This is a genomic window from Proteinivorax tanatarense (assembly GCF_040267685.1).
GTDB classification, from domain to species: Bacteria; Bacillota; Proteinivoracia; order Proteinivoracales; family Proteinivoracaceae; genus Proteinivorax; species Proteinivorax tanatarense.
The window spans coordinates 597,411-621,992 of record NZ_CP158367.1 but is presented as its reverse complement, the minus strand read 5'-3'; the positions used below and the strand labels follow the sequence as shown (position 1 = coordinate 621,992).

The 24,582-nt window shown below is 38.8% G+C and carries 15 protein-coding genes, 1 tRNA gene, 5 rRNA genes, 2 pseudogenes, 1 riboswitch and 1 other annotated feature; of the genes and pseudogenes, 2 read left to right on the top strand and 21 right to left on the bottom strand.

Annotated elements, in window-relative coordinates:
* Positions 1–164: 164 nt before the first annotated feature.
* From ileS to PRVXT_RS03050, 8 genes are all read right to left on the bottom strand, one after another.
* On the bottom strand, positions 165–3,263 hold the full coding sequence (gene ileS / locus PRVXT_RS03085) for an isoleucine--tRNA ligase (protein ID WP_350344224.1): 3,099 nt from the start codon (positions 3,261–3,263) through the stop codon (positions 165–167).
* Between the two features lie 45 nt (positions 3,264–3,308).
* Positions 3,309–3,519, bottom strand: a binding site (T-box leader).
* A gap of 63 nt (positions 3,520–3,582) precedes the next feature.
* Positions 3,583–4,362, bottom strand: a complete 780-nt coding sequence (locus PRVXT_RS03080) for a hypothetical protein (RefSeq protein ID WP_350344223.1) — start codon at positions 4,360–4,362, stop codon at positions 3,583–3,585.
* Positions 4,355–5,122: a hypothetical protein gene (locus PRVXT_RS03075; protein ID WP_350344222.1), complete on the bottom strand. Its 768-nt coding sequence runs from the start codon at positions 5,120–5,122 to the stop codon at positions 4,355–4,357. The genes PRVXT_RS03080 and PRVXT_RS03075 overlap by 8 nt, the downstream gene beginning before the upstream one ends.
* Positions 5,112–5,810, bottom strand: coding sequence for an ABC transporter ATP-binding protein (locus PRVXT_RS03070; RefSeq protein WP_350344221.1), 699 nt, complete (start codon positions 5,808–5,810; stop codon positions 5,112–5,114). Before PRVXT_RS03070 ends, PRVXT_RS03075 begins: the two co-directional genes overlap by 11 nt.
* Complete coding sequence (locus PRVXT_RS03065) at positions 5,807–6,169, bottom strand: GntR family transcriptional regulator (protein ID WP_350344220.1); 363 nt, start codon at positions 6,167–6,169, stop codon at positions 5,807–5,809. The genes PRVXT_RS03070 and PRVXT_RS03065 overlap by 4 nt, the downstream gene beginning before the upstream one ends.
* A 265-nt stretch (positions 6,170–6,434) precedes the next feature.
* Positions 6,435–6,550: ribosomal RNA gene (gene rrf, locus PRVXT_RS03060) — 5S ribosomal RNA — on the bottom strand.
* 47 nt (positions 6,551–6,597) lie between these two features.
* Positions 6,598–10,061 (bottom strand): 23S ribosomal RNA (locus PRVXT_RS03055).
* Between the two features lie 167 nt (positions 10,062–10,228).
* Positions 10,229–11,916: ribosomal RNA gene (locus PRVXT_RS03050) — 16S ribosomal RNA — on the bottom strand.
* The 16S, 23S and 5S rRNA genes sit together here, the layout of an rRNA operon.
* 281 nt (positions 11,917–12,197) lie before the next feature.
* On the opposite strand from PRVXT_RS03050, the gene PRVXT_RS03045 reads away from it, so the two are divergent.
* On the top strand, positions 12,198–12,320 hold the full coding sequence (locus PRVXT_RS03045) for a hypothetical protein (RefSeq protein WP_350344219.1): 123 nt from the start codon (positions 12,198–12,200) through the stop codon (positions 12,318–12,320).
* Between the two features lie 181 nt (positions 12,321–12,501).
* On the opposite strand, the gene PRVXT_RS03040 is transcribed toward PRVXT_RS03045, so the two are convergent.
* From PRVXT_RS03040 to PRVXT_RS03010, 7 genes and pseudogenes are all read right to left on the bottom strand, one after another.
* The gene (locus tag PRVXT_RS03040; protein ID WP_350344218.1) at positions 12,502–12,654 is read right to left on the bottom strand and encodes a hypothetical protein; all 153 of its coding nucleotides are present in this window, start codon (positions 12,652–12,654) and stop codon (positions 12,502–12,504) included.
* A gap of 532 nt (positions 12,655–13,186) precedes the next feature.
* Positions 13,187–13,477 (bottom strand): annotated as a pseudogene (locus PRVXT_RS03035) (ECF transporter S component); the annotation flags it as partial.
* 160 nt (positions 13,478–13,637) lie between these two features.
* A pseudogene (locus PRVXT_RS03030) lies at positions 13,638–13,805 on the bottom strand (ISLre2-like element ISNth2 family transposase); the annotation flags it as partial.
* A 47-nt stretch (positions 13,806–13,852) separates the two neighbouring features.
* Positions 13,853–15,499 (bottom strand): hypothetical protein, encoded by a 1,647-nt coding sequence (locus tag PRVXT_RS03025; RefSeq protein WP_350344217.1) that lies wholly within the window; start codon positions 15,497–15,499, stop codon positions 13,853–13,855.
* Entirely contained in the window at positions 15,499–16,338 is an 840-nt protein-coding gene (locus PRVXT_RS03020) for an ABC transporter ATP-binding protein (protein ID WP_350345097.1), read from the bottom strand. Before PRVXT_RS03020 ends, PRVXT_RS03025 begins: the two co-directional genes overlap by 1 nt.
* 36 nt (positions 16,339–16,374) lie before the next feature.
* Entirely contained in the window at positions 16,375–16,869 is a 495-nt protein-coding gene (locus tag PRVXT_RS03015) for an SPASM domain-containing protein (protein WP_350345096.1), read from the bottom strand.
* The gene (locus PRVXT_RS03010) at positions 16,866–17,114 is read right to left on the bottom strand and encodes a hypothetical protein (protein ID WP_350344216.1); all 249 of its coding nucleotides are present in this window, start codon (positions 17,112–17,114) and stop codon (positions 16,866–16,868) included. The genes PRVXT_RS03015 and PRVXT_RS03010 overlap by 4 nt, the downstream gene beginning before the upstream one ends.
* A 185-nt stretch (positions 17,115–17,299) precedes the next feature.
* On the opposite strand from PRVXT_RS03010, the gene PRVXT_RS03005 reads away from it, so the two are divergent.
* Complete coding sequence (locus PRVXT_RS03005) at positions 17,300–18,235, top strand: helix-turn-helix domain-containing protein (RefSeq protein WP_350344215.1); 936 nt, start codon at positions 17,300–17,302, stop codon at positions 18,233–18,235.
* Positions 18,236–18,801: 566 nt separating this feature from the next.
* Here PRVXT_RS03005 and PRVXT_RS03000 read toward each other — a convergent pair.
* The 6 genes from PRVXT_RS03000 to PRVXT_RS02975 all read right to left on the bottom strand — a co-directional run bounded on the left by PRVXT_RS03000 (position 18,802) and on the right by PRVXT_RS02975 (position 24,469).
* A complete protein-coding gene (locus PRVXT_RS03000) occupies positions 18,802–19,023 on the bottom strand; it encodes a hypothetical protein (RefSeq protein WP_350344214.1) in 222 nt (73 codons plus the stop codon).
* Between the two features lie 218 nt (positions 19,024–19,241).
* Positions 19,242–19,838, bottom strand: a complete 597-nt coding sequence (locus tag PRVXT_RS02995) for an ECF transporter S component (RefSeq protein WP_350344213.1) — start codon at positions 19,836–19,838, stop codon at positions 19,242–19,244.
* Between the two features lie 100 nt (positions 19,839–19,938).
* A riboswitch (FMN riboswitch) is annotated at positions 19,939–20,058 on the bottom strand.
* Positions 20,059–20,116: 58 nt separating this feature from the next.
* Positions 20,117–20,737: a GNAT family N-acetyltransferase gene (locus PRVXT_RS02990; protein WP_350344212.1), complete on the bottom strand. Its 621-nt coding sequence runs from the start codon at positions 20,735–20,737 to the stop codon at positions 20,117–20,119.
* Between the two features lie 112 nt (positions 20,738–20,849).
* Positions 20,850–20,924, bottom strand: a tRNA-Asn gene (locus PRVXT_RS02985).
* Between the two features lie 8 nt (positions 20,925–20,932).
* Positions 20,933–21,048 (bottom strand): 5S ribosomal RNA (rrf, locus tag PRVXT_RS02980).
* Between the two features lie 47 nt (positions 21,049–21,095).
* Positions 21,096–24,469, bottom strand: a 23S ribosomal RNA gene (locus tag PRVXT_RS02975).
* Positions 24,470–24,582 lie beyond the last annotated feature (113 nt).

Below are 24,582 nucleotides of genomic sequence, written 5' to 3'. Positions count from 1 at the left end.
AGTTTAATTGTCACATTTAACTAAAATAGTTTCAATACAATTTTAAAATTACTCATATTGTATCGATACAAATTTATTGGCATAAAAAATAGACGTTGTACCTTTCCATTTATAGATAGGTATCACGTCTATTTTTTATCGTACTTTACCACTGCTTATTATAATTAAACTTTCTCTACTTTAATGCCTGTAGAGTGATCATTAACATCTTGCTTTTCTAGGCTATCATCACAAACTTTGTTTAATGAGACAGCTAGTGTTTCTGACTTGATATATTCTTCAAACCTTTCAATTGCTGAGGTAACTTCATCATCTGCGTTAAAATATATATTTATGTTGTCAGTCACTTCAAAGCCACTATTCTTTCTCATTTGCTGAACTTTTGATATAAACTCCCTGGCATATCCTTCGTCAATCAACTCTTGGGTTAGTGTTGTGTCCAAGATAGTAAACAAGTTATTTTCCATCTCAACGGTAAAGCCTTCTTTTGCTGAGATATTTATCATAACTAGTTCTTCATCTATCTCTATGCTTTCATCACCTAAATCAATTGAAATAGTTTCACCAGACCTAAGCTTTGGAATAACTTCAGCGGCATTAACTTTCGCTAAAGCTGGGCCTAGTAGCTTTATCTTTGGCCCAAGCTTTGGACCTGCCACTTTAAAGTTTGGTTTAAGACTATAATTCATAAATTTATCTACATCCTGTGTAAATTCAACTTCTTTAACGTTTAGCTCTTCTTTCATTAGCGGTACTAAATCGCTTATCAAGTCATGATGGTCACCATCAATAATCATTTTCTGGATTGGTTGACGAACCTTGATTTTGCACTGTACTCTAGCAGATCTGCCTAGTCCTACTAAGTCCCTCACAAGATCCATTCGCTCCTCAACACGTTTATCTATAAGGTTTAAATCAACCTGTGGGTAATTTTCTAGATGAACAGAGGTTTGGCCTGTCAAGTTTTTATAGACTTCCTCGGAAATATATGGGACAAAAGGTGCTACTAGTTTGGATATGCCAACTAAAACCTCGTAGGTTGTATTATATACAGCCTTTTTATCCTGGGTTAATTCCGAAGCCCAAAAACGACGACGGGCTCTTCTAATATACCAATTTGATAGATCTTCATTGACAAACTCCTGTATTTTTCTTACAGCACGAGTTAGCTCCATTATTTCCATATCGCTTTTTACTTCCTGAACTAAACTGTTGAATTTGGAAATTATCCATTTGTCGAGCTCAGGTCGCTCTTTATACTCTACAAAGAAATCTTTCGGGTTAACATTATCGGTATTGGCATATAGGGTAAAGAAAGTATAAACATTTTTTAGTGTTCCAATAAATTTACTTTGTACCTCTTTTAAACCTTCGATATCAAAGCGTGTAGGCGTCCAAGCTGGAGATACATATAGCAAATACCATCTTAGAACATCTGCTCCGTATTTATCAAAGAGATCAAAAGGGTTAACTGTATTACCTTTGGATTTTGACATCTTCTGACCGTCTTTATCTAAAATTAAGTCATTTACAAGCACCTTCTTGTAAGGTGCCTTACCTGTGACGAATGTAGATATAGCCAGAAGTGAATAAAACCAGCCTCTTGTTTGATCTATACCCTCACAGATAAAATCAGCAGGGAATAACTCATCGAAGTTTTCCTTGTTTTCAAAGGGATAGTGGTGTTGTGCAAAAGGCATCGCCCCACTGTCGAACCAGCAGTCTATTACTTCTGTAACCCTTGTCATAGTTTCTTCACATTTAGCACACTTTATATGAACATCATCAACAAACGGTCTATGCAGTTCGATACTTTCATCAATATCTTCGATAGCTTTTTCCACAAGTTCTTTTCTAGAGCCTATAGACTCTTTGTGTCCACAATTACATTTCCAAATGTTTAAAGGAGTTCCCCAATATCTATTTCTAGAAATTGCCCAGTCATTTAAGTTTTCCAACCAATTTCCAAATCTCTTTTCACCGACATAGCTAGGATACCATTCTACCGAGTTATTGTTTTCTATTAGCCTATCTTTCATTTTAGTTACTTCTATAAACCAGCTTGGTTTACCATAATATAATAGTTCTGTACCACATCTCCAACAATGAGGATAGTTATGAGCTATTTTTTCTTTGCTGAAAAGCTTGCCCTCAGCATGCAACCATTTAATTATATCAACATCACAGTCCATTACGAACTTTCCTTGCCATGGGGTGGTAGTATATTTTCCGGACTCGTCTACCGGTTGAATTACTGGAAGGTTGTACTTAACGCCAACCTGATAATCATCCTCTCCAAAGGCTGGAGCTATATGAACAATACCAGTTCCATCGCTGGTGGTAACGTAATCTGCAATTGTCACAAAGAAAGCTTTTTTATCTGGTTTTGTAAAAGGCATTAACTGTTCATACTCAGTATGCTCTAGTTCTTGACCCTTAAACTCCTCAATTACCTCAAAGTCTTCCCCTAACACCTTGTTGCAAAGTGTTTTTTCTACGATGTAAACCTTTTCGTCTTTTTGGGCCTTTATATACGTTTCCTCAGGATGGACAGCTAATGCCACGTTAGCAGCTAGTGTCCAAGGAGTTGTAGTCCACACTAGTATATATTCATCTTTTCCTTTCACCTTAAAAGGTACGGTAACGGTGTTAGATTTGATTTCTTTGTACCCCTGAGCAACCTCATGCGAAGCTAGACCTGTACCACATCTTGGGCAATATGGAAGGATTTTATGACCTTCATAGATATAGCCTTCCTTGTTAAACTTATCTAATATCCACCATACAGACTCAATATAGTCATTCTCTAGGGTGATATAAGGATTTTCTAAATCCAGTAAATAACCCATTCTTCTAGTCATATCTCTCCATAACTTTTCATATGTGAATACTGATTCACGGCATTTATGATTAAAAGCAGAAAGTCCATACTGCTCTATTTCAGTTTTATTAGAAAGATTTAACTGCTTTTCAACCTCTAACTCCACAGGTAGGCCGTGGGTATCCCAACCTGCTTTTCTTTTTACTTTATATCCCTCCATAGTCTTATATCTACAGACAGAATCTTTTAGCGTTCTAGAGATAACATGGTGAATACCAGGCTTCCCATTAGCTGTCGGCGGTCCTTCAAAAAAAACAAACGGCTCAGCGTCTTTTCTAACTTCTAGGGTTTTTTGAAGAAGATCAATTTCATCCCAAAAATTTGATAGATAACCTTCTTTTTCCTGAACTGGTTTGTTAGACAATTCCTTAAACTTTTCCATACCTCTCATCCTTTCAATATAATAAAAAGTCCCTAAGTCAAAAGACTTAGGGACGAAATTCCGCGGTACCACCCTAGTTACAGCAAATGCTGTCACTTAGTTAAGGATGTAACGTATCCACACGGGACGCTTACTAAAGTTCAGCTATCCAGCTCATAGGTGATCTTCACAAAAGTGTTTGCTAGCGACCTTCCACCAAATGGTCACCTCTCTGTAAACTACTAACTCTTGCTACTTTCCTACTCTTTGCTTTTTATTGTTCAATTAAACTATATTATATGTTTTTTACTAATCGATGTCAAATAAATATTTTTTCCCATCAAAAATCTACTTTATTATCCCATAAGTGACCAGTTACTATTAGAAATCCCAAGCTCAAAATCAACATCATAAATCCAGAAAAGAGAATATCTCCTGTTGGGTATTCACACCCAAAAAGATTTAGTGCTATATGGTTATAGCTGTGTATTACTCTCAAATCTCGAAAAATCAGTAGATTTGCCCCCACAAATTCAAAATTCAATATATCCCCTATTATGTCTAATCCCTTGTTTATTGTAAAGATTGTAAATAGAAAAACAGAAAAAGCAGTTATCTTTTCAAACCTTTTTGCTATTTTTCCTATTGTACAACTAAAATAAATAATATTTAAAATATAACTAAACCATACAAGTCCGTATAGACCTTTCTTTACATCGAACTCTAAAATTGCTTCCCCGTCCAACTGAGATATCATAAACCACAATCCGCCAAAAATTAGTGCCCAACTTACAAAAATTATAATCAATTGCGTAAGTGTACCTGCTATCTTAGAGATCAAAACACTTGTTCCTTTTACCGGCAAACTCATGGTAATATATCTATTAGTCATCAGGAAAAAAGATCTAAAAAGAATTATAAATAAGGCACAATATAAGTAGATAAAAGCATTATCAACAGAGCCAAATACCTCTGTGACATAGCTAGAATCGTTAACCTTTATAAATTCACGTAAAAAGAACCCGATAAGAAATCCTAACACAAAAACAGTCTCATTATTTATTGTACGTACTTCTTTTTTATATAGCGTTATTATCTTTTTAGCATTACTTTTAATCATTTTTTACCTCCTCAACTTTTTTATCATAAAGTGAAGCAGCACCCATAAAAAAGAAAATTGTATACATTAAAGTAAAGCTAGCATTGAATAAAAAAGATAGCCAACTATTAGAGGTGCGTATCAAAAATAGATAAGTATTCGGCAACGAAAGACTATAGTAATCGCATCCAAGTAGTTGAGCAAAAGCACTATCCAACAATACTATTAAATATAGTGTAATAACGAAAACAAAGATAGTTATAAGTTGAGAGTGCCGTTTAAATAGCTGGCCTACCACACTACTAAAAAAAACTATAGTAAATAGATTGATCAGCTTGATAAAGTCAAATAAAATGATCCAAATTTTTCTTTCATAAGCAGCATAAAAAGGTTCAATATCAACTATAAAGTGCCAAATTAAAAACATAAAGCCAAGGCATATTCCTCCCAAAAAAATTGCTTGTGTTGATACCGCCATAGTTTTTGCTAATAAAAATTCTTTACCCCTTATTGGCAAAGGTTTCACCAAAAATACCGTATTGTTGTTCCACTCAGAAGCTATAAACACAAAAGACCGGATAAATATCATAAAAACAACGATTAAAAACAAGATATCTCCTACCTGAACCCAAAACCGTTCATCTTGTGTGATAGTAATCTTATAAACAACAAATATATAAGCTAATAATATAAAACCTAGCAACAACATACTCTCCTGTTTTAGGTTTTTTATATCTTTTTTATAGAGCACCAAAAAGCGTTCAAAACTATTACTTTCCATCGTTGTATACCTCCTTCATTATATCAATAACAGAAAGATTCATTTTCTCCTTTAACGATTCCACCTCACCGGCTAACGCTATTTGGCCTTTATCTAAAAATAGCGCTTCATCAATGACGTTTTCAATCTCATCTACTTCGTGGGTAGTTATTACTATTGATTGTTCTCCTACTCTATAATCTTTAATAATAGTTTCTATAATTTTCGCCCTAGTAAAAATATCTATACCGGAAAGTGGCTCATCTAATAGAACTATATCAGCTCGACGGGAAAAAGAAAGTAATAGTTTAACTTTAGCTCTCATCCCCTTAGAAATCTTGTTAATCTTCATACTTTCATCAAGCTCAAGAAAAGTTAAAAGTTCTTTATATGCCTCTTCATCCCAGTCGGAATAAAATGGCTTAATAAACTCTTTAGCATCGATGACCCTCATCCATGGGTAAAAATAATCCACCTCTGGCAAATATGAAATTCTCTTTTTTGTTTCAACTGATACGCGTTGGCCCCCTATCATAACATCACCAAAGGTTGGCTTATTAATATCAATTATTAACTTTAGCATGGTTGACTTCCCCGCCCCATTGGGTCCCATAATACCTGTAATCTTACCTTTATTAATTGTGGCAGATAGGTTATCCAAAGCTGTTACTTTTCCAAACCTTTTGGTTACATTGCTAAACTCAATCATTTTCTTTCCCCCTCCGTTTTACTAATGAAATCAATAATCTCATCTTTGCTGATCCCTAAGGATAGCATCTCTCTTAAAAAATTGTCCAAAATCTCCTCAGCCATTTCAGCTTTTAACCTTTTTATTAAACCTTGCTCCCTTATTATAAAAGTTCCTTGCCCTCTATAGGTTTCAATTAAATTCATACTCTCCATTTCCCTATATGCCCGCTGCACAGTATTGGGATTTACTTTTAATTTTTGTGCCATTTCCCGCTGCGATGGCATTTTCTCTCCCACCTTTAACTCTTCCTTGATAATTTCTTTTTTAACGTGATCTATTATTTGCAAGTATATAGGCTTACTATTATCAAAATCCAAATCATCACCCCCTATGGGAAATTTTTATATTATAATAGTGCATTATTAAACTAGTGCACTATTATAATAACATGTATGTTTTTCATTTGTCAAATAATTTTAAAAATAATTGTTAAAAATAATTGTCGCGATTTGAGAATACGTTGTTTTTTCCTAATCCTATTGTTAATCATGCATATAAATTTTTAAAAATTCCATAGACACATTTTTGCTATATAAACCCAAAAAACACCTAACCAAATAATATGGTTAGGTGTTTTAAAGTACCCAGCGACGTCCTACTCTTCCAGGGGGTAGACCCCAAGTACCATCGGCGCTGAAGAGCTTAACTTCGGTGTTCGAGATGGGAACCGGTGGGACCTCTTCGCTATGGTCACTGGATTCAAATTACCATAAGAAAAGAAAACTAAGTCATTATCTAAACTAAGTTGGTCAAGTCCTCGACTTATTAGTACCGGTCAGCTAAAGGTATTACTACCTGTACACCCCCGGCCTATCTACCAGATAGTCTATCTGGAGTCTTATCCGACACTCAACTCAAAACCTAAACTATAGATACTTTATCTATAAGACTTTTAACACCTTACTTTGGTGACAAGTCTTAGTTAGATTCTAAGTTGAGTGTCGGAGGGAAGTCTTATCTTGAAGGTGGCTTCGCGCTTAGATGCTTTCAGCGCTTATCCGTGCCGAACTTAGCTACCCAGCACTGCCACTGGCGTGACAACTGGTACACTAGAGGTTCGTCCATCCCGGTCCTCTCGTACTAAGGACAGATCCTCTCAAACTTCCTGCGCCCGCGACAGATAGGGACCGAACTGTCTCACGACGTTCTGAACCCAGCTCGCGTACCGCTTTAATGGGCGAACAGCCCAACCCTTGGGACCTACTACAGCCCCAGGATGCGATGAGCCGACATCGAGGTGCCAAACCTCCCCGTCGATGTGAACTCTTGGGGGAGATAAGCCTGTTATCCCCGGGGTAGCTTTTATCCGTTGAGCGACGGCCCTTCCACTCGGTACCGCCGGGTCACTAAGCCCGACTTTCGTCCCTGCTCGACTTGTAAGTCTCGCAGTCAAGCCTCCTTATGCCTTTGCACTCTACGAATGATTTCCAACCATTCTGAGGAGACCTTGGGGCGCCTCCGTTACTCTTTGGGAGGCGACCGCCCCAGTCAAACTGCCCACCTGACACTGTCCTAAAACCGGATTACGGCTTCTAGTTAGAATTCCAACATTCACAGGGTGGTATCCCACTTTAGGCTCCTAGAAAACTAGCGTCCTCTATTCTCAGCCTCCCACCTATGCTGTACAGTAAATGCCAAAATCCAATATCAGGCTACAGTAAAGCTCCACGGGGTCTTTCCGTCTTGTCGCGGGTAACCTGCATCTTCACAGGTACTACAATTTCACCGGGTCCTTCGTTGAGACAGCGCCCAAGTCGTTGCGCCTTTCGTGCGGGTCGGAACTTACCCGACAAGGAATTTCGCTACCTTAGGACCGTTATAGTTACGGCCGCCGTTTACTGGGGCTTCGGTTCAATGCTTTGCTTGCGCTAACACGTTCCCTTAACCTTCCAGCACCGGGCAGGCGTCAGCCCCTATACTTCATCTTTCGATTTAGCAGAGACCTGTGTTTTTGATAAACAGTCGCTTGGGCCTATTCACTGCGGCCTCCTCTCGCTCAGTACGAATGTACTTCACAATATCGAGGCACCCCTTCTCCCGAAGTTACGGGGTCATTTTGCCGAGTTCCTTAACGAAGGTTCTCCCGAGCGCCTTAGGATTCTCTCCTCACCTACCTGTGTCGGTTTACGGTACGGGCACCGCGCTTCTTGCTAGAGGCTTTTCTTGGCAGTGTAGGATTAGTTAGTTCCCCTTAATTGGGTCCTCTTAACCTCTCAGAATAGATAGAGGCGGATTTGCCTACCTCTAATCCCTACTGGCTTGAACGCACATATCCATCAGTGCGATAACCTACCTTACTGCGTCACCCCATCACTTAGACAAAGCTTGGTGGCACTGGAATCTCTACCAGTTGTCCATCGCCTACGCCTTTCGGCCTCGGCTTAGGTCCCGGCTTACCCTGAGCGGACAAGCCTTCCTCAGGAAACCTTAGGTTTTCGGCGGAGATGATTCTCACATCTCTTTTCGTTACTTATATCAGCATTCTCACTTCTAAGCGCTCCACTGCTCCTTTCGGTACAGCTTCGCCGCACTTAGAACGCTCCCCTACCAATTGAGAAGTGTGATGTGAGAAGTAAGATGTGGGATTAGTTCCAGTTCTTCCTTAGATGATATAACTGTTTACCTAACACATCATACTCGTCTATGAGTTGAGTGGTTTTGTATATCCTAAATCCTGTGAGAACTGAAGTAAGACCATAACTTCATTAGCAGATCCTAATGAATAGCCTAAAAATCTCTTGAAGTCTTGACCTGACCTACCATACCCCTCCGCTATATTTAGCGGTATTGATAAAGCAGCACGTCTTAACTGACTTCCAAGTTCATACTTCTCATAGTCAGGAAAATTTAAGGTTGTCTGGTGTACTTTTAAAGCTAATTCATAACCTTTTTTGTAAACTTTTAGGTTCTCATAACTTTTTATTCCCATTTCTAACCTCTCACCTCACACCTCTCAAATTCCATTGCTTCGGTGGTAAGCTTTAGCCCCGGACATTTTCGGCGCAGGATCACTTGACCAGTGAGCTATTACGCACTCTTTAAATGGTGGCTGCTTCTAAGCCAACATCCTGGTTGTCTAAGCAATCCCACATCCTTTTCCACTTAGCTTACACTTGGGGACCTTAGCAGATGGTCTGGGCTGTTTCCCTCTCGACTATGGACCTTATCACCCATAGTCTGACTCCCAAGGTCTAAATATATGGCATTCGGAGTTTGACTGAGTTCGGTAACCTGGGTTAGGCCCCTAGCTCAATCAGTGCTCTACCTCCACTATTCATCCTTGAGGCTAGCCCTAAAGCTATTTCGGGGAGAACCAGCTATCTCCGAGTTCGTTTGGCATTTCACCGCTACCCACAGCTCATCCCCTAATTTTTCAACATTAGTGGGTTCGGGCCTCCATTTTGTGTTACCAAAACTTCACCCTGGCCATGGGTAGGTCACTCGGGTTCGGGTCTACACATACAAACTTAACGCCCTATTAAGACTCGCTTTCGCTTCGGCTCCATGGCTTTACCATTTAACCTCGCTTGCAAATGTAACTCGCTGATCCATTATACAAAAGGTACGCCATCACCCGCTTATGGGGCTCTGACTGTTTGTAGGCACACGGTTTCAGGTTCTATTTCATCCCCCGCCTGGGGTACTTTTCACCTTTCCCTCACGGTACTTGTTCACTATCGGTCGCTGGGTAGTATTTAGCCTTTGGAGGTGGTCCTCCTAGATTCTTACGGGGTTTCTCGTGTCCCGCAATACTCGGGTGGCTACTTAGATAGTTTAAAGCTTTTCGGCTACAGGACTTTCACCTTGTATCGTTTGGCTTCCCAGCCAATTCGCCTAAACTTTAATTTTGTAACTATCCCAAGTGGCTGTATCCACTTGTAAAGTAACTCCCTCAACCCACTTTTAGCAACGCATACAGGCTTACACTAAAAATGTTTAGGCTCTTCCCCGTTCGCTCGCCACTACTTAGGGAATCGAGTTTTCTTTCTCTTCCTCGGGGTACTTAGATGTTTCAGTTCCCCCGGTTGTCTCCTACCACCCTACTTATTCAGGTGGTGGTACCACAGTATTAACTGTGGTGGGTTGCCCCATTGGGAAATCCGCGACTTACAGCTTGCTTGCAGCTAATCGCGGCTTTTCGCAGCTCGCTACGTCCTTCTTCGACTCCCAGCGCCAAGGCATCCGCCGTGCGCCCTTTGTAACTTGACCTAATTTGCTCGTTTAAACATAATGAAATTGTATCTACCACGCTTTTGTTTCTCGGGTTGATACTTTCTTAGTTTCTTTCCTTATGGGTAATTTCAAAGATCGGTTGAAAGACTAGGTCTTTCAAAATTAAACAGCTAAGCTACTAACCATAAGTTAAAGCTCCTTAGAAAGGAGGTGATCCAGCCGCACCTTCCGATACGGCTACCTTGTTACGACTTCACCCCAATCATTCGCCCCACCTTCGACGGTTGCCTCCAGTTGGGATGTGAGAACCGAGATTCTGAAATGAGTTTGGGTCGTGGGATGTTAGAGGTGGGATTATTGCTTGTAAATATAGTCTTTAGACCTTTTTACTTAACCCTTCTTCTAACTTGCGACTTTATCTTTTCTCACTTCCAACTTCTCACCTCTCACCTCCCAACCGGTTGGCTCACCGGCTTCGGGTGTTGCAAACTTTCGTGGTGTGACGGGCGGTGTGTACAAGGCCCGGGAACGCATTCACCGCGATATGCTGACTCGCGATTACTAGCAACTCCGACTTCATGCAGGCGAGTTGCAGCCTGCAATCCGAACTGAGACCTGATTTAAAGGATTCGCTCCAGATCGCTCCTTCGCTTCCCGTTGTTCAGGCCATTGTAGCACGTGTGTAGCCCAGGACATAAGGGGCATGATGATTTGACGTCATCCCCACCTTCCCCCGGTTTATCACCGGCAGTCTCCTTAGAGTGCCCAGCTTAACCTGCTGGCAACTAAGAATAAGGGTTGCGCTCGTTACGGGACTTAACCCAACATCTCACGACACGAGCTGACGACAACCATGCACCACCTGTCTCTCTGCCTCAAAAGAGGACGACTCTATCTCTAAAGCCTTCAGAGGATGTCAAGCCCTGGTAAGGTTCTTCGCGTTGCGTCGAATTAAACCACATGCTCCGCTGCTTGTGCGGGCCCCCGTCAATTCCTTTGAGTTTCAACCTTGCGGTCGTACTCCCCAGGCGGGGCACTTAGTGCGTTAACTGCGGCACAGAGGGTATCTAAACCCCCTACACCTAGTGCCCAGCGTTTACGGCGTGGACTACCAGGGTATCTAATCCTGTTCGCTCCCCACGCTTTCGCATCTCAGTGTCAGGTACAGTCCAGAAAGTCGCCTTCGCCACTGGTGTTCCTCCTAATATCTACGCATTTCACCGCTACACTAGGAATTCCACTTTCCTCTCCTGTCCTCAAGTTTGACAGTTTCAAATGCAATACGGGGTTGAGCCCCGCAGTTTAACATCTGACTTATCAAACCACCTACATGCTCTTTACGCCCAGTAATTCCGGACAACGCTCGCCCCCTACGTATTACCGCGGCTGCTGGCACGTAGTTAGCCGGGGCTTCCTCTTGAGGTACTGTCATTTTATTCATCCCTCATAACAGAAGTTTACGATCCGAAAACCTTCATCCTTCACGCGGCATTGCTGCGTCAGGGTTGCCCCCATTGCGCAATATCCCCCACTGCTGCCTCCCGTAGGAGTCTGGGCCGTGTCTCAGTCCCAGTGTGGCTGATCGTCCTCTCAGACCAGCTATCCATCGTTGCCTTGGTAGGCCGTTACCCTACCAACTAGCTAATGAAGCGCGGGCCCATCCTTTAGCGATAAATCTTTCTTCTTTTTATCAGGTGACAAAAAGAAGGTATCCGGTATTAACATCAGTTTCCCGATGGTATCCCGATCTAAAGGGCAGGTTGCCCACGTGTTACGCACCCGTCCGCCACTATCCAGACACTCAACTAGGTTGAGTGTCGGATCGTTCGACTTGCATGTGTGAGGCATGCCGCCAGCGTTCGTCCTGAGCCAGGATCAAACTCTCCATAAAAGATTCTATGAAAAGCTAAAATTTAGCTCATCTTACTTAAATGTTTTAAAACTAATTAAAACGGAGCCCAACAAACTTTTGGTAAAAGTTTTTGGGTAAATTCGACTACGAATTCCAAGAGCAGGAATTCTAGTCTGCATTTCTGGCTTTTGCATTAGCTGTTCAATTTTCAAAGACCTAATTTGTTTGCCGCCGTGTTTCAGCGACAAGTAATACTATACCATTTATTCGTTTTGCTGTCAACAACTTTTTTTATTTTTTTTAGAAGTTGTCGAATATTTTTGCCGCCGCTTGTTTCAGCGACAGTTATATACTTTAACATCATTTTAACCGAAGGTCAAGAGAATATTCGTGGGAATAAATGGGTCCGTTTTGGTGGTCAGCAGATAGCAGGTAGCGGATAGGAAATTCAAAGACCAGTTGGATGGTTGAATGGATAGAATAAGTTATCAAATTCAAGGGCGAATTTACAATTTACAATGGACAATTGACAATTAAAATCCTAGTTGGATGGTTGGTCAGAAGGACAGTAGATATGCCATGATGATTTTCTACTGACTTGACTGTCTCACCGCTGACTCTAACCTAAAGTTTAGTACACTCACCTAACAAACCTTCTGAAGGATTGGCTATATATTGGAGGGTTTGCTTGAAGGCGGCGTCTTTTCTCCCTGTGAGTAAAGCTTTACCTTTGGGCTGGCTTACATAAACATCAGAGACATAGGCATGTCGACCCATAAGGCAAAGCTGTCGAACATGTGGAGAAAAAGCTTAGGCTTCTCGCAAATCCGGAAGTTTATTGGCAATCCTGAACTGACCAGCCTTTTTTAGTTGGATGTTGGATAGCGGATAGACTTGGATAGGAAGACCTAGACCTTAATGATGACCCAAAACAACGCCCCAAATGGCGTAGGGAGCAGCGCCTCCTCCCGAATATTATGTCCCACGTATCTCAGTGAGACGATTGTTGCTTACTTATATGGTAGCCAATAAATGACCCAAGTTCCTGCCCTATCTGTACCGAAATGAAAAGCCTAGATAGTGCAAACTCATATCCGCGGGCAATGAATTACCCGCTACGAGTTAGTTCAAAATCTAAAGTACAAAAGGTGATTTTAGAATAAATTCTAATCTACGCTCGTACAAGTAGGTCAATTGGTACCAGTTTATATGCTGTAACAAAAAAAGCAATACCCATCAGGGTATTGCTTTTTTTAAAACTACTATAACTTTAATAGAGGTTTTATATATTTGTATATAAAAAATGTTATTAACCTAACACTTGCACCTTTAAAAACATTAAAGGGTATAACTTATAACTCCTAAAGTCTGTGACATATCTGTTTACCTCTGATGTCATTCCTACAATAGTAGCAATATCAAAGCCCATAACTCTAATATAGAATGGTAAAATTAAATAATAATTTGATAGTGCCCCGACAATGGCTATTACTATGGTTCCTAGTGTTAAGCCTAGGAGAGCACCTTTTCTAGTGCGAATATAGTGATAAACAATTGATGCTGAGAATACATAAGAAGCTCCAATAATAAAGTTAGATAGCTCCCCAACTCCAAAAGAGTTTTGGCAATAGTTATTTTAAGCTTGAGTTAGTGTCAAGACACTGTAGGTTTGAAAAAAGAACCTCTGGGGCCCACCAAAAATATTTAGTTTAAATGCTAATTTTGTTATTAAGGCCTCTTAGCGCTACCCTTGTTAGGTTTGCACCATTTAGACTCCAAGTCATAGGGCGACTGCCCAAACAGGATGATAAAACATGGCTCACATGTCCTTCTGCATTGCATCCTATCTCAGGATTTTCAACTGATGCTTTTATCCCATCCCAAGTGCTTTTAATATAGGTTATAGTTTTTTGTATCCTCTTTTTCCTTAAAGGTCTAACTACATACATTTAGAAGCTTATTAACTACATTTTAATTAAAACTCCATTTTTTCCCAGAACTTAACACTATACACAAATGAATAATATATAGAAAAAATGGAAATTGACAAGAATAATAATCCACTTATAGCTATTATGTAATTAGAGTTTAAATTAGCTATAAATCTTAAATAGCTTATTTCTGAGTAAATTTGAGATAGAGCTAAAATTCCTAATGCCAAAAAATAATACATAAATGGCATTATATTTATTATGATTTTTTGAGTAATAGTAAATGGCGTATGTTCTTGTGTAAATACAAATAAATTAAGGGTCAGCTTTATTATTCCAAATGTAGCAATTAATACAAACATTATAATCAAAGAAGTTAATATCGCAAAATGATTATAATTAAAAATTAGGAAGGCTATTGATAATACAATTCCACTGAATATATATTGTAAAACAAATTGAGATAACCAAGTATAAAAAATATATTCATATCCTTTAATAGGAGATACTTTAAATATCCAATATTGATTTTTTAAAGCCCCTTGTAATATCAAATTATATGGAATAAATAACATTGCAACTGAGCCCGAGCAAAGAAAACCTATTACGCCTATGTGAGCTATAATCTGCAAATTAGACCATACCAAGTTATTAGAGAAGCTATCTTCCAAGAAAATATATATAAATAATATAATAATTAAACTCAAGCTCCCATTAATCATTTCATTATTTCTATAGGCTTTTTTCCATTCCGTCATAACAATATAATTAAATATTTTGATATTTAAAAATTTCTTCTTGTTAAACTTACTAGCTTTGCCTTTATTTTTAATTTTAGTATTTAAAGATTGAACCCTATCATATCCTTTGTAATATAATTTTGAAGATATAAATGTTGACAACCTGAAAATAAAAATTTTGATTAACAACAAGTATAACAAATATTTTAAAGCTATCAATAAATCATTTTTATCAATCAAGAGATACATTATATCTGTCGCTAGTTTTACCGGAAAAAACAGTACCTCTAAAAGGCCATATATCCGATCTATTGAATTGAAAAACATAGTCATAGAAGGAATTCTAAAGAAAAATAGAAACCCAATAAATACAATGGCTATTATAACATTTATGCTTATTAAAAATTTATTCAGTGTTTTTACTGAAAAAACACTAGAAATAAACATCATAATTGAAATAGTGATAGATGCAACAATAACTAAAATACTATAGCTTATTGGTAATATAGCTATATAATATAAAAATGAAGCCTCAGCATTTATACCTATTGAAATTAACATGGGTAGAATGTGCAGAAGTATTCCTATTACTAATATATGTGGCATTAAACAAGCATTTTTAATAAAATAATATAAAAAAAAAGATTTACTTGGTATGGGAGTTGGAATTAATAAGCTTAACTCCGAGGAAAAATAGAATTTTTTTCTTGTTTCAATAAAAACACTTGCAAATACTACTACGCTGAAAAAAATTAAGCTTAAAAATATCAAATAATCAGATGTAACTAAAGTTGTCAATAGAGCTAATCTATTTGTAAACTGAATAGTAATTAATGCAATAACCACACTAATAAAAACAAAGCCTATAATTAGAGATTTTAGTCCTTTAGTCGTTTTAAAATACCTATTTTTAATAAGCTTTATGTCTTTTTCAAACAGTGTCTTTATCATTAGTCTCCCTCCTTCAAAATGGATGATTTTACTATGTATTTATTAGTAGAATCAGTTAGATTAATAAAAACATCTTCTAAAGTTGTAAGTTGGTTATCGCTATGTTTTTCTATTAACTCTTTGGGAGTACCTAAAGACATGATTTTTCCTTTGTTAATAATAACTACTCTATCGCAAATTGATTCTGCAATTTCCATAATGTGAGTAGAGAAAAAGACAGTAACTCCACTTTTAGCTAAGTTTCGAAAAATGTCTTTAGTAATTCGAGCACTAATAGGATCAAGATTAGCAGTAGGTTCGTCTACTATCAATATTTCTGGTTCGTGGATAAGTGCAGCAATTAATGCAACTTTTTGTCTCATTCCCCTGGAAAATCCTTCGATTAACTCGTCATATTTCTCATTTAGTTCAAATGCATAAAATAAATCATTCATTCTCTCCTCTAACTCATTTAAATTCTCATGCTTTTTTTCTTGTGTATATAAATTATACATAAACTCTACAAACTCTCTAGCAGTTAACTTATCATAAAGAGGAGGATTATCTGAAACATAACCAATTTTTTGCTTAGCAATTTCTGGATTCTTATCTATATCTACTCCATTTACTAAAATCCTTCCTTTAGTTGGCCGAAGCAAACCTACACACATTTTCAAAGTTGTTGTTTTTCCAGCTCCATTATGTCCTATAAAGCCGATTATTTCACCTTTATTTACTTTGAAGTTTAATTCACTAACAGCTTTGAAATCACCAAATTTTTTTCTACATCCTCTACACTTAAAATATGCTTCATATGTAAATCCTCCTTTTAAATTATGACAATTTACTTTGCTCTTTATTTTGTATCAAGCTTTGAATAAAAAGTAAGCCTGAAACTAATTCATTTTATATTTATGGAAATTTATCATCCAAAATGGTAACTGCCTAATACAATAAGGTATATTTTTATATTTATGATGTATAGAACTGTGTATCCAATGCCCCATTGTCTTTCTAAATTTTTTATCTGAGGAGTTATTATTCTCAACCTGTTTTAATATTTTTTTCATACAATATGGTTGTTCACTACTTAAATCTAAATTTTCTTGTAATTTTGTAGCTAAACATCCACCTTTACAAATATTTAATACATCACATGATTTACAGTTACCTTGAAGATCATAGGATAAACTATCGATAAATGAATTCATTTTTTCTCTAAGAATAATAAATTCATTTTGATCTTGATCATAATCTATAGTTTCATTTAAATCCAGATCCTTTTTTCTAATAAAAGGACATATACTTAACTCACCTGTAGAATTCATATGGTATGCATATTCACCACCTGGACATGAACTTGTAAATGTATCATAATAATTGTCTGTTATAGCTCATGTTCTTCTGAAGCAAAATCAATTAGTTTATCTGATATAATTGATTGCATTTTTTCAATTACTTTAATATGATTTGAATAATCTATATCTATATTTTCAGAGAGTCCAACTTTTAAACCTGGAACAATCCGAAGAAAATCAACTTTTTCTTGAATGCTAAAATTATAAATATCTTCTATTTCATTAAAATTTTCTGGAAAGATTGTTGCACCTATACCTATAGGAATGGAATTTTGCACTTGCAAGTTGAATAACTAAAATAAAAACAATCATACCAACTACTATCAGATTCTTTTTCACATAAATCCCCCCATAGTTTAATTTGTATAACTATTACCAATATTATATAATAATTACAATAATAAAAAACCCTGTTTTGATTGGGTTGACATTTAGACCGTTCTATGATTATGGAGGTGAGAGAATGCTTTATAATTTAAGTCTTTTTGGGGAACAAGTAAGATTGTTAAGAAAGAGGCAAGAATACAGTCAGTCTATAATTTCGGAGAAAACATGTATCAACATAGAAACCCTGAGGAAAATTGAAAATGGCAAAGTAATTCCAAGGCTAGATACATTAGAGGCTCTCTCTATTGCCTTGAAAGAAGACATTACAGCACTGCTGCTCAAATATAGATTGGATGACTATACCCTTTTTAACAATATTAAACATCTGTTAGAGTTAAAGTTAGATAGAAATGAATATGAAACCCTATCTACGGTGATAGATGATCTAAATAAGTTAAAGCCTTTAGTCAATAATGATTATTATAAAATTCAAATTCAACATATCTACTGTTTCATTGAGGGTGCTATGCTATATAAAGTACATAATGATCCTCAAAATGCTTATACAAAGTTGATCAATGCTTTAAAAATTAACAATCAAGAATTTACTATGAAAAGGTATAAAGCATATATATATTCTTCAATAGAATTAAGAATACTTATGAATATTGCTTTTGTAACAAATGATTTAGGTAATACTACCAGTTATCTTGAAATAATACAATTCTGCTTTGATAGTGTAGACTTAGAAAATAGGCTATACCCAAAGCTTTGTCATAACCTTGCTACAGCATATAAAAGAAACAATGATTATATAAAGGCTTTAAAGTATGCTAATTTAGGCATTAAATATTGCAAGAAAAATAATCAATTTTCAGGATTACATATTCTATACTACGGTAAAGGAGTAATCGAGCACTACCTGGATGATCCTGAATATGTTAGTTCTGTTAAAAAAGCTATTTTTATATGCGAATTATTGGATTACAAAAAAGTAAGGAAAAAAATTCTCAAAAACTGTAGAGAATTTCTAAAGTGTGAGTATGACTTTGAAAAACATTCAATAACATAGCGAAAAATAGCCCGCAAGAGCTATCACATAACTCCTACGAGTATTTTAATGCCGCTTATATTCCCCATCCATTTCCACACCATCTTTGAATACTATAGTAACTTTACCCTCTTTTTGAACTCTCACCTTATCCACTGTGCATTCCATAGAACCTAGTAAAGTCTATTAACACCTATCTCTTTGCTCCAATCTCTTCATAAACTCTGCTAAACTTTCATTCTTAACCTTTTGTTGTAACCTTTTCTTCTGAAGCTTTTCAATGCTTTGTTTTGCTGATTCGTATCTATTAACTAACTGAGTATAGTTCTGTTGACACCCTCCTGATTTAAAACATTTAGAGCGTTTTCTTCTACACTTTTTCTAATTAACTCTCCACAACTTCACATTCTTATGTAGCCTTGCCAGCTCTTTATCAATTGCAGTGGTGTCAGGGTTTGGATAATCGTTTCATAGCCTTTTAACACCTAATCCTTACTTTCGATAAGACTATTAAAGACTTCTACAACATCTCTTTAATCTTTTCTTCATTTATATGAGGTGTTTTGCATTTCTTATCATTCCTAAACTTATGGTTTGAATTGCCATACTACTCGTCGATATTTACTGTTTGAATACCAGACTTTAGGTCCATAAAAGGCTCCACACTCACCACAAGTTATCTTACCCGCAAAAATCTCTCCCCCTGTCCTATAACCTTTTACATCCTTTCTTTTCTTGAACTCTTGTTGAACCAAGTCAAACACTCTCGGCTCAATAATCGCTGGGGGACTACTTTCCACATAGTACATGGGTACCTCCCCTTCGGACCCTTTTCCTTTTAGTTAGGAAATCTACCGTGAAGCTTTTTTGTAAAATGGCGGTTTAGTTCAAAATCTAAAGTACAAAAGGTGATTTTAGAATAAATTCTAATCTACGCTCGTACAAGTAGGTCAATTGGTACCAGTTTGGGGGTATGCTGTAACAAAAAAAAACAACACCCATCAGGGTATTGCTTTTTTTAAAACTACTATAACTTTAATAAAGGTTTTATATATTTGTATATAAAAAATGTTATTAACCCAACACTTGCACCTTTAAAAACATTAAAGGGTACAACTGCTAATATAATATAACTCCTAAAGTCTGTGACATATCTGTTTACCTCTGATGTCATTCCTACAATAGTATCAATATCAAAGCCCATAACTCTAATATAGAATGGTAAAATTAAATAATAATTTGATAGTGCCCCGACGATGGCTATTACTATGGTTCCTAGCGTTAAGCCTAAGAGAGCACCTTTTCTAGTGCGAATATAGTGATAAACAATTGATGCTGAAAATACATAAGAAGCTCCGATAATAAAGTTAGATAGCTCCCCAACTCCAAAAGTACTAGTTTGGGTTAGCTTAAGCAAGTTTTTCACCAACACCACAAGCACTCCCGAAACTGGCCCCATGGAAAACCCTGCTATAAGCGCCGGTATCTCACTAGCATCCCAGCTCATAAACGGCGGCATAAATGGTAACGGGAAACTAGGGAATAACATTAGTACAAAAGCAATAGCAGCTAAAATCGCAATCCTTACCATCCTTCTTAAAGTTAAACCATTTCTTCTTGACATGCTTCTCATCTCCCTTTAATTAAAATTTTGGGGCATTAAAAAAGACCCCAAAATCTTCAGGGTCGAAAATAGACAAACTGCATCTAAAAAATAGATGTGTCTCAATCTTCTTCCATCCAGACTTTACTGTCGGCTCTGGAATCTAACCAGATCAGCTCTTTTACAAGAGGTAGCGGGCTTTACCGCCGGTCGGGAATCTCACCCTGCCCTGAAGATAACATATTATTATATTTTCTAAATTAATTATATCACATCTGTTTGCTTTGGCAATAGTTATTTTAAGCTTCCTTAATTCGATAACTGTTTTCCCAATCAGAAGTTGTAATTCCATAAATGTTGAAATCTTGAGGTTTTCCATCCACTATTTCCCATTCTTTAAAACATCCTTCCAATTTAAAACCCAATCTTTGTGCCACTTTGTTACTATCGACATTTTGTGTTGAACATTTAATAGTAAGTCGGTTTAATTTCAAACTCTCAAAGGAGTAATGTATAAAATGTGACAAGGTTTTACTAACTATTCCTCTTTTACGATAACTTTTATCTAACCAATATCCAATGTCAGCTTTTTTATTTACTGAATCAATTTCAGTTAAACAAACTGCACCTACTAGTTCTTGCTTATAGAATATCACAGTGTGGATATCTAATCCTTTAATAGATCTCGAAAGCAATCTGTTAACAATTTTTTGAAATTTATCCACACTTTCAACGGAACTTATCCAAGGCATCCACTTTTGTAGGTTAATTTTATTTTTATTTATAACTTCAAAGAGCTCTATGGTATGAGAAACTTGAAGTAATTCCAAATGAATTTCGTTGTCAACCTTATATGTAAACAGCTTTATCAACTCCTTAGCGTTAATGGCAGTTGGATAGGACAGTGTTTTTTTATCCACAGATGTTATACTTATTTTTAGTCAAACTATTGTTAATATACAGTCTGTTGATAAAGTTGTGCATAACAAAAAAGTCTTACGGATAAATATCCACAAGACTTTTATAAAACTATGGCTCCTCAGGTAGGATTTGAACCTACAACCTACCGGTTAACAGCCGGTTGCTCCACCGTTGAGCTACTGAGGAACATTTTTACCCAGCGACGTCCTACTCTTCCAGGGGGTAGACCCCAAGTACCATCGGCGCTGAAGAGCTTAACTTCGGTGTTCGAGATGGGAACCGGTGGGACCTCTTCGCTATGGTCACTGGATTCAAATTACCATAAGAAAAGAAAACTAAGTCATTATCTAAACTAAGTTGGTCAAGTCCTCGACTTATTAGTACCGGTCAGCTAAAGGTATTACTACCTGTACACCCCCGGCCTATCTACCAGATAGTCTATCTGGAGTCTTACACTTTTACAAGTTGGGAAGTCTTATCTTGAAGGTGGCTTCGCGCTTAGATGCTTTCAGCGCTTATCCGTGCCGAACTTAGCTACCCAGCACTGCCACTGGCGTGACAACTGGTACACTAGAGGTTCGTCCATCCCGGTCCTCTCGTACTAAGGACAGATCCTCTCAAACTTCCTGCGCCCGCGACAGATAGGGACCGAACTGTCTCACGACGTTCTGAACCCAGCTCGCGTACCGCTTTAATGGGCGAACAGCCCAACCCTTGGGACCTACTACAGCCCCAGGATGCGATGAGCCGACATCGAGGTGCCAAACCTCCCCGTCGATGTGAACTCTTGGGGGAGATAAGCCTGTTATCCCCGGGGTAGCTTTTATCCGTTGAGCGACGGCCCTTCCACTCGGTACCGCCGGGTCACTAAGCCCGACTTTCGTCCCTGCTCGACTTGTAAGTCTCGCAGTCAAGCCTCCTTATGCCTTTGCACTCTACGAATGATTTCCAACCATTCTGAGGAGACCTTGGGGCGCCTCCGTTACTCTTTGGGAGGCGACCGCCCCAGTCAAACTGCCCACCTGACACTGTCCTAAAACCGGATTACGGCTTCTAGTTAGAATTCCAACATTCACAGGGTGGTATCCCACTTTAGGCTCCTAGAAAACTAGCGTCCTCTATTCTCAGCCTCCCACCTATGCTGTACAGTAAATGCCAAAATCCAATATCAGGCTACAGTAAAGCTCCACGGGGTCTTTCCGTCTTGTCGCGGGTAACCTGCATCTTCACAGGTACTACAATTTCACCGGGTCCTTCGTTGAGACAGCGCCCAAGTCGTTGCGCCTTTCGTGCGGGTCGGAACTTACCCGACAAGGAATTTCGCTACCTTAGGACCGTTATAGTTACGGCCGCCGTTTACTGGGGCTTCGGTTCAATGCTTTGCTTGCGCTAACACGTTCCCTTAACCTTCCAGCACCGGGCAGGCGTCAGCCCCTATACTTCATCTTTCGATTTAGCAGAGACCTGTGTTTTTGATAAACAGTCGCTTGGGCCTATTCACTGCGGCCTCCTCTCGCTCAGTACGAATGTACTTCACAATATCGAGGCACCCCTTCTCCCGAAGTTACGGGGTCATTTTGCCGAGTTCCTTAACGAAGGTTCTCCCGAGCGCCTTAGGATTCTCTCCTCACCTACCTGTGTCGGTTTACGGTACGGGCACCGCGCTTCTTGCTAGAGGCTTTTCTTGGCAGTGTAGGATTAGTTAGTTCCCCTTAATTGGGTCCTCTTAACCTCTCAGAATAGATAGAGGCGGATTTGCCTACCTCTAATCCCTACTGGCTTGAACGCACATATCCATCAGTGCGATAACCTACCTTACTGCGTCACCCCATCACTTAGACAAAGCTTGGTGGCACTGGAATCTCTACCAGTTGTCCATCGCCTACGCCTTTCGGCCTCGGCTTAGGTCCCGGCTTACCCTGAGCGGACAAGCCTTCCTCAGGAAACCTTAGGTTTTCGGCGGAGATGATTCTCACATCTCTTTTCGTTACTTATATCAGCATTCTCACTTCTAAGCGCTCCACTGCTCCTTTCGGTACAGCTTCGCCGCACTTAGAACGCTCCCCTACCAATTGAGAAGTGTGATGTGAGAAGTAAGATGTGGGATTAGTTCCAGTTCTTCCTTAAATGATATAATTGTTTGCCTAACACATCATACTCGTCTATGAGTTGAGTGCTTTTCGTATATCCTAAATCCTGTGAGAACTGAAGTAAGACCATAACTTCATTAGCAGATCCTAATGAATAGCCTAAAAACCTCTTGAAGTCTTGACCTGACCTACCATACCCCTCCGCTATGTTTAGCGGTATTGATAAAGCAGCACGTCTTAGCTGACTTCCAAGTTCATACTTCTCATAATCAGGAAAATTTAAGGTTGTCTGGTGTACTTTTAAAGCTAATTCATAACCTTTCTTGTAAACTTTCAGGTTTTCATAACTTTTTATTCCCATTTCTAACCTCTCACCTCACACCTCTCAAATTCCATTGCTTCGGTGGTAAGCTTTAGCCCCGGACATTTTCGGCGCAGGATCACTTGACCAGTGAGCTATTACGCACTCTTTAAATGGTGGCTGCTTCTAAGCCAACATCCTGGTTGTCTAAGCAATCCCACATCCTTTTCCACTTAGCTTACACTTGGGGACCTTAGCAGATGGTCTGGGCTGTTTCCCTCTCGACTATGGACCTTATCACCCATAGTCTGACTCCCAAGGTCTAAATATATGGCATTCGGAGTTTGACTGAGTTCGGTAACCTGGGTTAGGCCCCTAGCTCAATCAGTGCTCTACCTCCACTATTCATCCTTGAGGCTAGCCCTAAAGCTATTTCGGGGAGAACCAGCTATCTCCGAGTTCGTTTGGCATTTCACCGCTACCCACAGCTCATCCCCTAATTTTTCAACATTAGTGGGTTCGGGCCTCCATTTTGTGTTACCAAAACTTCACCCTGGCCATGGGTAGGTCACTCGGGTTCGGGTCTACACATACAAACTTAACGCCCTATTAAGACTCGCTTTCGCTTCGGCTCCATGGCTTTACCATTTAACCTCGCTTGCAAATGTAACTCGCTGATCCATTATACAAAAGGTACGCCATCACCCGCTTATGGGGCTCTGACTGTTTGTAGGCACACGGTTTCAGGTTCTATTTCATCCCCCGCCTGGGGTACTTTTCACCTTTCCCTCACGGTACTTGTTCACTATCGGTCGCTGGGTAGTATTTAGCCTTTGGAGGTGGTCCTCCTAGATTCTTACGGGGTTTCTCGTGTCCCGCAATACTCGGGTGGCTACTTAGATAGTTTAAAGCTTTTCGGCTACAGGACTTTCACCTTGTATCGTTTGGCTTCCCAGCCAATTCGCCTAAACTTTAATTTTGTAACTATCCCAAGTGGCTGTATCCACTTGTAAAGTAACTCCCTCAACCCACTTTTAGCAACGCATACAGGCTTACACTAAAAATGTTTAGGCTCTTCCCCGTTCGCTCGCCACTACTTAGGGAATCGAGTTTTCTTTCTCTTCCTCGGGGTACTTAGATGTTTCAGTTCCCCCGGTTGTCTCCTACCACCCTACTTATTCAGGTGGTGGTACCACAGTATTAACTGTGGTGGGTTGCCCCATTGGGAAATCCGCGACTTACAGCTTGCTTGCAGCTAATCGCGGCTTTTCGCAGCTCGCTACGTCCTTCTTCGACTCCCAGCGCCAAGGCATCCGCCGTGCGCCCTTTGTAACTTGACCTAATTTGCTCGTTTAAACATAATGAAATTGTATCTACCACGCTTTTGTTTCTCGGGTTGATACTTTCTTAGTTTCTTTCCTTATGGGTAATTTCAAAGATCGGTTGAAAGACT

What these genes read in the sequence shown, in the direction of transcription:
- ileS (WP_350344224.1), bottom strand. Translation starts at nt 3,263, where the DNA reads ATGGAAAAGTTTAAGGAATTGTCTAACAAACCAGTTCAGGAAAAAGAA.
- PRVXT_RS03080 (WP_350344223.1), bottom strand. Translation starts at nt 4,362, where the DNA reads ATGATTAAAAGTAATGCTAAAAAGATAATAACGCTATATAAAAAAGAA.
- PRVXT_RS03075 (WP_350344222.1), bottom strand. Translation starts at nt 5,122, where the DNA reads ATGGAAAGTAATAGTTTTGAACGCTTTTTGGTGCTCTATAAAAAAGAT.
- PRVXT_RS03070 (WP_350344221.1), bottom strand. Translation starts at nt 5,810, where the DNA reads ATGATTGAGTTTAGCAATGTAACCAAAAGGTTTGGAAAAGTAACAGCT.
- PRVXT_RS03040 (WP_350344218.1), bottom strand. Translation starts at nt 12,654, where the DNA reads ATGGGTCGACATGCCTATGTCTCTGATGTTTATGTAAGCCAGCCCAAA.
- PRVXT_RS03025 (WP_350344217.1), bottom strand. Translation starts at nt 15,499, where the DNA reads ATGATAAAGACACTGTTTGAAAAAGACATAAAGCTTATTAAAAATAGG.
- PRVXT_RS03005 (WP_350344215.1), top strand. Translation starts at nt 17,300, where the DNA reads ATGCTTTATAATTTAAGTCTTTTTGGGGAACAAGTAAGATTGTTAAGA.
- PRVXT_RS03000 (WP_350344214.1), bottom strand. Translation starts at nt 19,023, where the DNA reads ATGTACTATGTGGAAAGTAGTCCCCCAGCGATTATTGAGCCGAGAGTG.
- PRVXT_RS02995 (WP_350344213.1), bottom strand. Translation starts at nt 19,838, where the DNA reads ATGTCAAGAAGAAATGGTTTAACTTTAAGAAGGATGGTAAGGATTGCG.